At 33.4% G+C, this 12,385-nt stretch carries 12 protein-coding genes; 5 read left to right on the plus strand and 7 right to left on the minus strand.

Annotated elements, in window-relative coordinates:
- Genes RM520_RS09430 through nadC form a run of 3 tightly spaced genes read right to left on the minus strand, consistent with a single transcriptional unit; the run spans position 1 to position 2,278 of the window.
- Positions 1 to 447: a DUF2147 domain-containing protein gene (locus RM520_RS09430; protein ID WP_311387839.1), complete on the minus strand. Its 447-nt coding sequence runs from the start codon at positions 445 to 447 to the stop codon at positions 1 to 3.
- Positions 440 to 1,420 carry a YihY/virulence factor BrkB family protein gene (locus tag RM520_RS09435; protein ID WP_311385462.1) on the minus strand — a complete coding sequence of 327 codons (981 nt, stop codon included), beginning with the start codon at positions 1,418 to 1,420 and terminating at the stop codon, positions 440 to 442. The genes RM520_RS09430 and RM520_RS09435 overlap by 8 nt, the downstream gene beginning before the upstream one ends.
- Entirely contained in the window at positions 1,421 to 2,278 is an 858-nt protein-coding gene (gene nadC, locus RM520_RS09440; RefSeq protein WP_311387840.1) for a carboxylating nicotinate-nucleotide diphosphorylase, read from the minus strand.
- Between the two features lie 100 nt (positions 2,279 to 2,378).
- Here nadC and rlmH point away from each other — a divergent pair, with 100 nt between their 5' ends.
- On the plus strand, positions 2,379 to 2,852 hold the full coding sequence (rlmH, locus tag RM520_RS09445) for a 23S rRNA (pseudouridine(1915)-N(3))-methyltransferase RlmH (RefSeq protein WP_311387841.1): 474 nt from the start codon (positions 2,379 to 2,381) through the stop codon (positions 2,850 to 2,852).
- Here rlmH and RM520_RS09450 read toward each other — a convergent pair.
- From RM520_RS09450 to RM520_RS09465, 4 genes are all read right to left on the minus strand, one after another.
- On the minus strand, positions 2,818 to 3,744 hold the full coding sequence (locus tag RM520_RS09450) for a type IV pili methyl-accepting chemotaxis transducer N-terminal domain-containing protein (RefSeq protein ID WP_311385465.1): 927 nt from the start codon (positions 3,742 to 3,744) through the stop codon (positions 2,818 to 2,820). The genes rlmH and RM520_RS09450 overlap by 35 nt on opposite strands.
- 126 nt (positions 3,745 to 3,870) lie before the next feature.
- On the minus strand, positions 3,871 to 5,763 hold the full coding sequence (serA, locus tag RM520_RS09455) for a phosphoglycerate dehydrogenase (RefSeq protein WP_311387842.1): 1,893 nt from the start codon (positions 5,761 to 5,763) through the stop codon (positions 3,871 to 3,873).
- 156 nt (positions 5,764 to 5,919) lie between these two features.
- Positions 5,920 to 6,714, minus strand: a complete 795-nt coding sequence (locus tag RM520_RS09460) for an alpha/beta fold hydrolase (protein WP_311387843.1) — start codon at positions 6,712 to 6,714, stop codon at positions 5,920 to 5,922.
- The gene (locus RM520_RS09465) at positions 6,705 to 7,157 is read right to left on the minus strand and encodes a methyltransferase family protein (RefSeq protein ID WP_311387844.1); all 453 of its coding nucleotides are present in this window, start codon (positions 7,155 to 7,157) and stop codon (positions 6,705 to 6,707) included. Before RM520_RS09465 ends, RM520_RS09460 begins: the two co-directional genes overlap by 10 nt.
- Before the next feature lie 45 nt (positions 7,158 to 7,202).
- Here RM520_RS09465 and RM520_RS09470 point away from each other — a divergent pair, with 45 nt between their 5' ends.
- From RM520_RS09470 to RM520_RS09485, 4 genes are all read left to right on the plus strand, one after another.
- Positions 7,203 to 7,778, plus strand: coding sequence for a non-canonical purine NTP diphosphatase (locus RM520_RS09470; RefSeq protein ID WP_311385470.1), 576 nt, complete (start codon positions 7,203 to 7,205; stop codon positions 7,776 to 7,778).
- A gap of 167 nt (positions 7,779 to 7,945) precedes the next feature.
- A complete protein-coding gene (locus RM520_RS09475; RefSeq protein ID WP_311385471.1) occupies positions 7,946 to 9,727 on the plus strand; it encodes a DEAD/DEAH box helicase in 1,782 nt (593 codons plus the stop codon).
- A 76-nt stretch (positions 9,728 to 9,803) separates the two neighbouring features.
- The gene (locus tag RM520_RS09480) at positions 9,804 to 10,580 is read left to right on the plus strand and encodes a carboxypeptidase-like regulatory domain-containing protein (RefSeq protein WP_311387845.1); all 777 of its coding nucleotides are present in this window, start codon (positions 9,804 to 9,806) and stop codon (positions 10,578 to 10,580) included.
- A gap of 113 nt (positions 10,581 to 10,693) precedes the next feature.
- Positions 10,694 to 12,385, plus strand: coding sequence for an alpha-amylase family glycosyl hydrolase (locus tag RM520_RS09485; RefSeq protein ID WP_311387846.1), 1,692 nt, complete (start codon positions 10,694 to 10,696; stop codon positions 12,383 to 12,385).

Here is a 12,385-nt window from a genome sequence, read left to right on the forward strand (position 1 = left end):
TTATTCAACTACACGAATCCATGTTTGCGTTCGATATAAAAATGCCAAATATCCACGAACTTTTAATTGATCTGGGTTATCTGGGTCTAGCCAAATTCTGCCTCTAAAAGTCATAGCTTGCTCTGGGTCAAAGAGTTTTTTGCCTTTATAAACACCTTCTCCATTATCTTTAAAACCAAAAATGATTTTCATGCCTTCAACAGGCTTATCTTTTAAGTCGCCATCACATTTTATACAAAGCGCATTTTCTTTACCCTTTTCAACAATCTCAAGCACCTTACCATGTAAAAGACCACTTTCTTTGTAAAGCTCTACTATTGCCTTTGGAGTGCCATAACGGTCATCTATAGTTTTCCATTTACCTACAATTTCTTGACATGAGACATTATATGCCGTGAAAAAAAATACTGCAATAAAAATAAAAATTCGGGGGTGTCTTTTACTCATTCTTGTTTTGTTTCATCACATTCTTTCTAAGCGAATGTAATGTAGCATTTAGTTCAAAGCCTAACAATATTATGTTTGAGTTAAGCCAAATAAATACCATTAATATTAATAAACCTCCTAAAGCGCCATAAAGTTCATTGTATCTAGCAAATTTTTCCACATAAACTCCAAATAAATAAGATGTTACAACAAATAAAAGGGTAGTCATTAAAGCTCCAGCCGAAAAAAACTTGACTTTTCGTCCTTCAGCAGTACCAAAATAATACAATATTGCTGTAGTTAAATAAGATAGAAGCATAAAGAATAAAATCTTAGATAATTGCAAGCCAATATCATCACCTTTGGCAACATCATACCCTAAAGTTTTACCTAAATACTCACTAGTATACTCAACAATATAAAATTCAAAATAGACGAAAACAACAGCACCAATAATTAATAAAATAGAAAGTAATAGCCCCACCATTAAGGCATAAGCATATTGGCGAAAAAAGTTTCTTGTGAGTTCAATATGATATGAATTTTCAAAAGCGCTAAAAATGGCGTTCACTCCATTAGCAACTAAAAAGATTGAAATTATAAATGCAGAAGATAATAAACCTCCACGTTTTTGATCTTTAATTTGCTGGTAAATTTCGCTAAAATATTCACTTGTTGCAGACGGTAAAAAAGACTCAAGAAATAACAAAAATTGGACATCAAAATTCTCATTACCAACGCTAACATGGGGTATAACGAATGGTATAAGTGTAACTAAAAATATCAGCAAAGGAAAAAGTGCCATAAACAAACTAAAGGCTATCGAACTTGCTCTGCTTGACAAAGTACCTTTTACAATACCAACAATATAGATTTCAATTAAATCATAAATTGAAAGACCTTCGAAACCCGGTAGTTTTACTTTTTTTAAAAATCTAGCAACCCAATTTATTATTGGAATTTGTTCTACCTTTTTTTCAATAGCCTCCGACATTTATACTGCTTTTAGGCTTAAATCCATATTGTAGACTGAGTGTGTAAGAGCTCCGGATGAAATATAATTTACCCCACATTCTGCATATTGCCTAATAGTTTCTTCATTTATACCGCCAGATGATTCTGTAAGACATTTGGAACCGATTAACGCAACAGCTTTTCTTGTATCCTCGTAATTAAAATTATCAATCAAGATTCGATAAACTCCTTCAGATTCAAGAATTTCTTTTATTTCATCTAAACTTCGAGCTTCTACAATAATTTTTAATTCTCGATTACTCCTTTTTAGATAATCCTTTGTTTTTTCAATAGCTTTGGTTATTCCTCCAGCAAAATCAATATGATTATCCTTAAGCATAATCATATCATACAAAGCAAAACGATGGTTCTCTCCTCCTCCAATTTTAACAGCCCACTTTTCGAGAGCTCTAATACCAGGAGTTGTTTTGCGAGTATCCAAAATCTTAGTGTCTGTGCCTTCTAATAACTTTACAAAATCATTAGTTTTGGTTGCAATTGCACTCATTCGTTGCATGGCATTTAATACCAAACGTTCTGCCATTAATATACTTTGAGAACTTCCCTTTACGTAAAATGCAATATCACCGTACATAACAGGTGTTCCGTCCTCTATCAGGGTATCAATAACTAATTTCGAATCAACGTAAGCAAAAACTTGTTTTGCAAATTCAATCCCAGCCAAAATTCCCTCATCTTTTACTAATAACATTGCTTTACCAACGGTATCATTAGGAATACAGGCTAATGAGCTATGGTCTCCATCGCCAACATCTTCTCGAATAGCATTACTAATAATTAGATCTAACTCTTTACCAAATTGAGTTTCAGAAATCATGGGCAAAAATTGTGTTTAAGCTAAAATACTAAAAAGCTAATCCATCTGACTTAAATCATTTGCAAATACTAAATTTGATAGTTTTAAGGCGATATCTTTTATGAAAATAAAACTAATAGCTATAGGGAAAACCGATAGTAAGGAACTAGAGAATTTAATGTCAATTTACACCAATAGGTTGACACATTATGTGAAATTTGAAGTGCTAATTATTCCGGATATCAAAAACACAAAAAACTTATCTGAATCAGAACAAAAAAGAAAAGAAGGTGAAGCTATTTTAAAACAGTTAGTACCTTCCGATATTCTGATTTTATTAGATGAGAAAGGAAAACAATTTTCGAGTGTTGAGTTCTCAGAATTATTACAAAAACGAATGAATAGTGGTATAAAAAATTTACTTTTTGTTATTGGTGGGCCTTATGGGTTTAGCTCTGCTATACAAGAAAGAGCCAATCAGAAAATAAGCCTTTCAAAAATGACTTTTTCGCACCAAATGGTTCGGTTATTTGTTGTTGAACAATTATACCGAGGATATACTATTCTAAAGAATGAGCCTTATCATCATCAATAAGTTCTTCTGACGGTTTGATATTGTACTTATCCAGCAAACCTTCTACTTTTTTTATAACAGCATGATGTGGCATTTCTGTTTCGTCATTTTTCTTAAGAGCTTTGACCATACTATCAGAAACATTTTTTAGCTTATCCAATTCTTCTGAAATAAACTTTATTATTTCTTGTTGGCGCTCTGGTATTTTCTCAACCTTTAACACATATTGGAGATCTTGAATGTTTTTCATGTGTGAACTAAAAACATGAGATTGATGCCAAGCAATTTCTTCAAGCTTTCTCTTTTGCTTTATAATCCGGTTAATAATCGGATTAACAATAAAGAAAATTTCAAATAAAACTATTAAAACAGAGAAAATAGCTAATTCTAGTTCCACTATTCGCATACCTTTAATATCTTCCTCAGATTTTTTCTGAAATTGTAACACGATAGTATCCATGATGGCCGTAAAACGATCCACACGGTAACGCATATCGTTAAACTTTATATTATCTAATTCTCTTAAATCACTAAGGTTCCATTGAAACCAATTAACGTGTGGTTCTAGCTTACTAAAATTTGCAAGAATTTCTTCACTATCCAAAGGGTCAATACCCAAATTCTCACTACCCTTTTGTAAAATTGTATTCATTTGATACAATTTATTTAGTGTGAGTTTAACTTCGGCAAAATCACAGTTATCATACTTGCAAGAATATGCTTCATTCAACAAACGTTGACTTAATGAACGTTGTCTACCCGCCAAGTTCACAATCATAGCAGTTGATCTTTGTTTGGCAAGCGAATATTGAATTATAGACTGAATGGCTATCGTCAAAACAATTATTGACACTACTAGCAAATAGTATGCTCTAAAACCTGTTTTAAAAATTTCTTTATTACCAATTTTCAATTGAATCTTCTTTAAGAAGTACTATTAATCTTTAGGCAATTTAAACTTAAAAATTGAGCGTAAAATATAAATGTTGTGAAAGACAAATAAATGCTTGTGAAAAGCAATGATAATAGTTTTATGATTTTAATAAAGTACTCTAAATTTAATAGTGTTTTCAATGTTCTTAAGAGCCTTAATTACATCCTTATTATATTCTTTGTCCAAATCTGAAATTACATAACCTACATCACTGTCCGTTGATAGAAACTGACCAGTTATGTTCATCTCAAATTTTGCAAGCACTTCATTAATCTTTGCCATTACGCCGGGAACATTTTTATGAATGTGTAAAAAACGATGTGCATTATTCTGTTTTGGCAATCTAATATTTGGGAAATTTACAGCATCTACTGTATTGCCAGAATTGATATAATCCATGATTTTATTTGGAACAAAATCAGCAATATCACGTTGTGCTTCTTCAGTGCTTCCTCCTATATGCGGAGTTAAAATAACATTTTCAAGACCTTGTAGTTCGCTGTAAAATTCACCGTTGCTTCGAGGTTCTTCTGGATAAACATCAACTGCTGCACCTCCTAATTTGTTAATTTTAAGAGCGTTTACCAATGCAGGAATATCAACAACAAAACCCCTTGATAGGTTAATTAATATTGCTCCATCACGCATTTGATTAATTTCACGCTCGCTGATAAAATTCTTATTCGCTTTATTATCATCAATATGCAAGGTAACAACATCTGAGACAGATAATAAATCCTCCAAAGTGTTGCATTTTATGGCATTACCAAGAGCTAAACGATCAGCAACATCGTAATAATAGACCCTCATCCCAATGGCCTCGGCTAATACCGAAAGCTGCTTTCCAATATTACCATACCCAATTATTCCAAGATTCTTACCGCGCACTTCTTGTGAATTTAAAGCGGTTTTAAACCATTGTCCATTATGAATTTCAGAACTACGTGCAAAAATGCTACGTTTCAACATTATTATTTGACCTAACGCCATTTCAACTACGGAACGTGTATTGCTATAGGGAGCGTTAAAAACTACTACCCCATCTTTCTTAGCCGTTTCTAAATCTATTTGGGTCGTTCCAATGCAGAAGGCACCAACTACTAATAAACGGTCAGCGGCCTCTAAAACCCTTTTGGTTACTTGAGTCTTTGAACGAATTCCTAAAACATGTACACCCTTTATCCGTTCAATTAATTCTTCTTCAGGGATAGCATGTTTTACCAATTCAACAGAAAAACCTTCTTCCGAAAGGTTATCAAAAGCATCAGGATGAACATTCTCTAATAATAGAATTTTTATTCTATTTTTTGGATATGAAATTTTTCTTGGTAAATCGTTCACAAATAAAAATTCATTTAAATTAGGTGTTATATAATCGGCATTATTTGCTGCTTTTTCCCGATGTACATTCTCTGTATAGGCGAAAAACTTATCAGCTATACCCGCCTCTCTCATCACGTAATCACTGTATCCATCACCAATAACCTGAACTTCTCCTTCTAAATTAAGGTTTTTAAGGCATTCGATTTTACCATTGTGTGATGAAAGTACATTACCCTCATCAAAACCAACAATATTGCCCTCTTTGTCAAATTCAAAAGTATTGGCAAAAACTCTTTCAGAAGGAATATTATACTCTTTTACTATGGGGTCAATAAATTCTTTAAAACCACATGAGATAACATATATGTCATCTCCGTAATTATCAAAAAATGATTTATTCTCTTCAATCGATTTTGATATTTTTTGCTTCAGTTCTGCAACTAATGCAGGTAAATCATTTTTGTGCGCCTTTAAAAGCTTTATTCTTCGCTCTAAAGACTCGGTAAATGAAATATCTCCATCAATTCCTAGGTTTGTAATTTCTTGAATTTCAGCAAGGACTGCATCTTTATTTGACTTTCCGTTAAGAGTCATTTCCGCTAATACATCTAGAGCTTCTACCCTAGTCAAAGTACTATCAAAATCAAAGACATATTTTCTACCTATTTCCACCACTTTAAAGAAATTTAAGCCCTAAAAATAAACATAAAAATGTTCGACATTTTTTACGTGCTAAAAAAAAGTGTTTTGAAACATATTTTAGATAATTCGATATAGAATTATTACTGAAAGAATCAAATTTTTAAGGATTTGACATTCAATTAAATTATGCTAGTCTTTGATGAACTCCATAACCTCTTTTGAAAAGACTTCCTTTTTGTATGTTTCATTGTGATTTCCAGGCACAACTTTCAAAATAGCATTAGGAATTACGTCTGCTAAGTCTTGCGGATTGCCATTATCTAAATCTTGATCTCCGGCAATTACCAATACTTTCATTTCCAGATTTCTTAAGTCACTAACAGGAGTAACCGGCTGGAATTTTTGCTGTAAATAGAGGGATTTAATATCAGCATTTATAGAATTAGCATAATCAACCGCACCTTTAGTCATTTCATTTGTTGTCCCATTGAAAGCATCAGTAAACTGTAATCTTCTAGTCCAATTAGGATTGGTAAAATCAATTCCCATACCTCCCAAGACTGCTTTCTCAATTTTTTTATCTTCAGTTAAAAGCTTAGCTAAAACAATACTGCCCCGTGAATAGCCTATTGCCTTGTATTTTTCAAAACCTAATTTATTCATTAAAAAAATTAGATCTTTAACTTCCGCATGGTCACTATAAGCTGTATTTTTTTGAGGTTTGTCAGAGTCGCCATTACCCCGCAAATCAGGCACTATGACCTTATAGCCTCTTGATATTAATTCCTTTTTCAGTACCGTTTTATCCCAAGACTTTCTATTTTGAATAAAACCATGTACTAGTAAAACAGGTTCACCAGTACCTTCCATTGTATATGCAATTTTGGTGTCATCAAAAGAGTTAAAATAATGAATCTGTGCATTCAAAACCTGAGCTAAAAACAAACTAATTAATCCAAGAACAATTTTATTTTTTAAAACCATCTCCTAACTGCTTTACAATACAATTTATAATTCTTTCCAAATAAATCTTCCAATGCTTGTTCTTCCCTCTTTATTTGAAAATGATTCATAAAATAGACAAAGCCGGCAGCCGTAATCGCATTAAATGCATTCCCAAGTTTTAATCCAAAACCAATTAAAAACAAGAGCATTGCGAGGTACATCGGGTTTCTAGTGTAGCTATAAATTCCATTCATAACCAATTTTTTTGCTTTTATAGGATTAATTGGATTAGTGGTAGTTTTTGCCCAATAAAACTGTAGAAATGATATTAATAATAAAAAAAATGCCAAAGCCCACATTATATATTTTAATACCTCCCTTCCAAAAAAATCAAATTTACCAACTGGCAAAAAAGTAGCTAGTACATACATTAAACCTGCAAAAAATGCCATGACTAAAGGAGGAGGTATTTTTATATTCATGGTAACTAAAGTACTACTTTAGTACACAAAATTTATCAAAAGGATATGAAACTAGTCTTTGCCACTCACAATACGAACAAGTTTAAAGAAGTGAAATTACTGATGCCTAAAAATATTGAGTTGTATTCTTTAAATATGATTGGCTGTAAAGATGAAATACCCGAAACTGGGAACACACTTGAAGAAAACGCTCAAATAAAAGCTGATTTTGTGACTAAAAACTTTGGGCTTCCTTGCTTTTCAGATGATACGGGTTTGTTAGTAGATGCATTAAATGGTGCGCCTGGTGTTCATACTGCTAGATATGCAGGAGAACAAAAAAATACGGAGGATAACATGAAAAAATTACTTGAAAATTTAAAATTAGCCCAAAGTCGCAATGCTCACTTCAAAACGGTTATTGCATTAAACACCAGTGCTACAAATCATATTTTTAAAGGTATAATAGAAGGAAGAATTAGTGAAAAAAAACAAGGAACTAAGGGCTTTGGTTATGACCCAATTTTTATTCCTAATGGGTATGATCAAACCTTTGCGGAGTTAGCTCTTGAAGTAAAAAATACCATCAGTCACCGAGCCAAAGCTATCAAACAGCTCATAAATTATCTTTCGAAGTTATAAGTAGCTGGTTTAAAGTTATCTGTAATTACCAATGCTACATAAATAATAAGCAGTACCTTTGCAGCTTTAATAACGCCGCCGGTATGGCAGGTGCTGCGCTGAGCAAAGGTTTATAAGTCAAAAACGCTCTATGCAACACACATATTCGCGATTACTTATAAACATACATGTCAAAATTTGAAAGTTTAGGGCTTCAAAAGTCCTTGTTATCAGCAATTACAGATTTAGGGTTTGAAAACCCTTCAGAAGTTCAAGAAAAAGCAATTCCAATTTTATTAGAAGATGAAACCGATTTGGTTGCCCTAGCCCAAACAGGCACAGGTAAAACTGCTGCTTTTGGTTTTCCGCTAATACAAAAAATTGATGCTGCTAGCAGAACTACCCAAGGTTTAATTCTATCACCTACTCGAGAATTGTGTTTGCAAATCACGAATGAAATGCAACTTTATTCTAAATATGAAAAAGGTGTAAACATTGTAGCCATTTATGGAGGTGCAAGCATAACTGATCAAGCAAGACAAATTAAAAGAGGAGCGCAGATTGTTGTTGCAACTCCTGGTCGTATGAAAGATATGATTGGTCGTGGTTTAGTTGACATTTCAAAAATAGATTATTGCATTCTTGATGAGGCTGATGAAATGTTGAATATGGGCTTCTATGAAGACATAAAAGATATTCTTTCAAATACTCCAAAAGAGAAATCTACATGGTTATTCTCGGCTACGATGCCGAAAGAAGTATCTACGATTGCTAAAAAATTTATGCATAGCCCTAAAGAAATTACTGTAGGGGCCAAAAATGCAGGGGCGAGTACCGTACAACATGAATATTATGTAGTCAGTGGACGTGACCGATACCCAGCACTTAAGCGCTTAGCAGATGCCAACCCAGGTATTTTCTCTGTAGTCTTTTGTAGAACAAAGCGTGATACTCAAAGGGTAGCTGAAAAGTTAATTGAAGATGGTTACAATGCAGGTGCCTTACATGGTGATTTGAGTCAAAACCAACGAGATTTGGTCATGAATTCGTTTAGAAAAAAACAAATTCAAATGCTAGTAGCAACCGACGTGGCTGCAAGAGGTATAGATGTTGATGATATTACTCATGTTATAAATTACCAACTTCCTGACGAAATAGAAACCTATACCCACAGAAGCGGTAGAACTGGTAGAGCAGGTAAATCAGGTATTTCAATGGTTATTGTTACCCGAAGTGAACTTCGAAAAATAAGCGCAATTGAAAGAAAAATTAAACAAGATTTTCTCGAAGTTAAAATTCCAACCGGAATTCAAATTTGCGAAATACAACTATATCATCTTGTAAATAAAATTAAAGACACAAAAATCAACGAAGATGTTGATGTCTATTTACCTGCAATTAATGAAGTTCTTGACGGTATTGACCGTGATGAATTAATAAAAAAAATAGTCTCTGTAGAGTTTACACGTTTCTTTAATTATTATAATAAAACCAGAGATTTAAATTCTGATGACCGTTCAAACAAAAGAGAACGAGGATCTAGATCTGAGGCTGGCGATATTCCAAAAGATGGTTCTGTGCGATACTTCATCAACGTTGGAGAACGTGATGATTATGATTGGATGTCATTAAAAGACTTTTTAAGAGACACATTAGGTCTTGAAAAAGATGATATTTATAAAGTTGACACAAAAGATACTTTTTCATTTTTCAACACAGAAGCAAAATTCACACCACTAATTTTAGAGACTTTTTCAGATTTTAAAGTAGATGGTCGTTTTGTAAATGTTGAGGTTTCCAAAAATCCAGGCGGTGGTCGCGGCAGTCGAGGCGGCGGTGGCAGAAGAGACCGCAATAGAGGTGGTAGAAGAGATCGCAATTCATCTTTTAAAGGAGGAGGTAGAGGAAATTCAAGAGGCTCAGGAGGCTCAGGAAAACCTAAAGGAAAAAGAAAACCTGGTTTTTATTAGTTAAGATGTTCCTAAATATTGGGGCTGGGCCATTTTGTTTGCTTTGTTTTGTATTTTTAGTTAACAAAATTGTTACATGAATAGACTTTTACCCGTTGTTTTTATTCTATTTACTGCCCTAGGTATTTCTCAGAACAATGAGAATTCTCAAATTATTCAAGAACTCAAAGCAACCGTTATAAATGCTCAAACGAACTTTCCGCTCGAGAGTGTTCATATTATCAACTTAAATCAAGTTAAGGGTACTATTACAAATCAAGACGGACAATTTGCAATTGATGCTGCTGTTAACGATACGCTATATTTAACCTATTTGGGCTTTAAACCACAAAAGGTTCGAGTTACCAATGATATGTTCAAGTTTGAGGACACCAAAATATCACTAACGGAATTGGCATACGCCTTAGAAGAAGTAATTGTAAGACCTTATCAACTTACTGGCTTTTTAGAAATTGATGTAAAAAACTTACCGGTAAATTCCGGATATCAATATAGTATTTCAGGTCTTAACAAAAGCTATGAAGGAGGAAATAAGAACCCAAGTGCAGTTACCAAAGTTTTAGGGGCTATCTTAAATCCTGCGGATTTGTTGCGGAATTTATTTGGGAAGAAACCACAACAAATGCGAAAGTTAAGACAGATGAAAGAAGATGATGATATTAGAGATTTGTTGGCTTCTAAATTTGATCGGGAAACACTCATCCAATTGCTGCAAATTGAAAAAATGGATATTGAAGACATCTTGAACAACTGTAATTATTCAAAATCCTTCATACAAACAGCTAATGATCTTCAAATATTAGATGCAATTAGTAGCTGCTATGAAGAATATAAAGTATTGAACCGTAAATAGTTGTGATTTCTATTATGATCAACATGCACTAGTATTGCTCTACTATTGAATACTGAGGAAATAAATTTTATAATTCGATATGCATTTTATAGTTTTAGAGAAATTCCTCAAAGATGAAAAAACTACTTATCGCAATGTCGATATTGACCTTTCTTTTAGGTTGTAAAAAAGTAAAAAAAGAAAGCATTTCTGAAGAAAAAGTTGTTGCCGCAACAGAGAAGGAAGTAAAAAAAGAAGTGCCATTTTTTTGGGAAGGGGCTAATATCTATTTTTTACTAACAGATCGTTTTAATAATGGCAATCCTGAAAAAGATGTGAATTTTGAAAGAACAGATTCAACAGCTGTTTTAAGAGGCTTTGAAGGTGGGGATATTGATGGTATTTCTAAGAAAATCGATGAAGGGTATTTTACTGATTTAGGTATTAATGCAATTTGGTTTACCCCTATTATAGAGCAAGTTCATGGAGCAACTAATGAAGGAACTGGCAATACTTATGCCTATCACGGTTATTGGGCAAAAGACTGGACGGCAATAGATCCGAATTTTGGTACAAGTAAAGACCTTGAGAATTTAGTTAAGAAAGCACATGCCAAGGGCATAAGAATTTTGTTGGATGTAGTTTTAAACCATACTGGACCTGAAACAGAGATAGACCCTGTCTGGCCAGAAGAGTGGGTTCGAAAAGATCCCACGTGCGAATTCACCACCTATGATAATACTACCGCATGTACATTAGTAGATAATTTACCTGATATTTTAACGGAATCTGACGTACCGGTAGAATTACCAGATGCTTTACTAGCAAAATGGAAAGAGGAAGGACGACTTAGTCAAGAACTGGATGAATTAAACCTATTTTTTGAAAGAACAGGATACCCCAGAGCTCCTAGATTTTATATTATCAAGTGGTTAACAGATTATATTCATGAATTTGGTGTAGATGGTTTTCGCGTAGATACCGTTAAACACGTTAATGAAAATGCTTGGACGGAGTTATATCAAGAATCAGAATACGCTTTTGAAACTTGGAAGAAAAAACATCCGAATGAAGTGTTAGATGATAACCCATTTTATATGGTTGGAGAAGTTTATAATTATGGTATTTCAACAGGGCGATTATTTAATTTTGGTGATAAAAAAGTTGATTTTTTTAATCATGGATTTAAAAGTCTCATCAATTTTGAGTTAAAATATGATGCTCAGAAAGATTATGAAACCATTTTCAGAAAGTATAATAAATTACTCAATACAAAACTTAAGGAGAAAAGTGTTCTTAATTACCTAACCTCACACGATGATGGTAGTCCCTTTGACAAAGAACGTAAAAAACCATTTTATTCGGCCAATGTATTATTGTTAACTCCAGGGGCTTCTCAAGTGTACTATGGAGATGAAACTTCTCGACCACTTGTTATAGAAGGAACAGAAGGGGATGCAACGCTACGTTCTTATATGAATTGGGAAGATTTGGATAGTATTCCGTCTATCCAAAGAGTTCATAGTCATTGGCAAAAATTAGGGCAATTTAGAGCTAATCACCCTGCTGTTGGAGCGGGAAAACATAAACGTTTAGCGAAATCTCCTTATGTGTTCTCAAGAACCTATGTTAACGGCGAGTATAAAGACAAAGTAGTTATTGGCTTAAATCTTCCAAAAGGTAAAAAATCGCTTTGGGTAAAAGGCTTTTTTGGAAATGGCACCAGACTTTACGATACCTACTCAGAAACTGAAGTAATCGTTAGTAATAATAAGGTTATTTTAGAAAATGATTTTGATATAGCCTTATTAGAGTTAATGGAATAG

The organism is Croceitalea vernalis (genome assembly GCF_031846405.1).
GTDB classification, from domain to species: Bacteria; Bacteroidota; Bacteroidia; order Flavobacteriales; family Flavobacteriaceae; genus Croceitalea; species Croceitalea vernalis.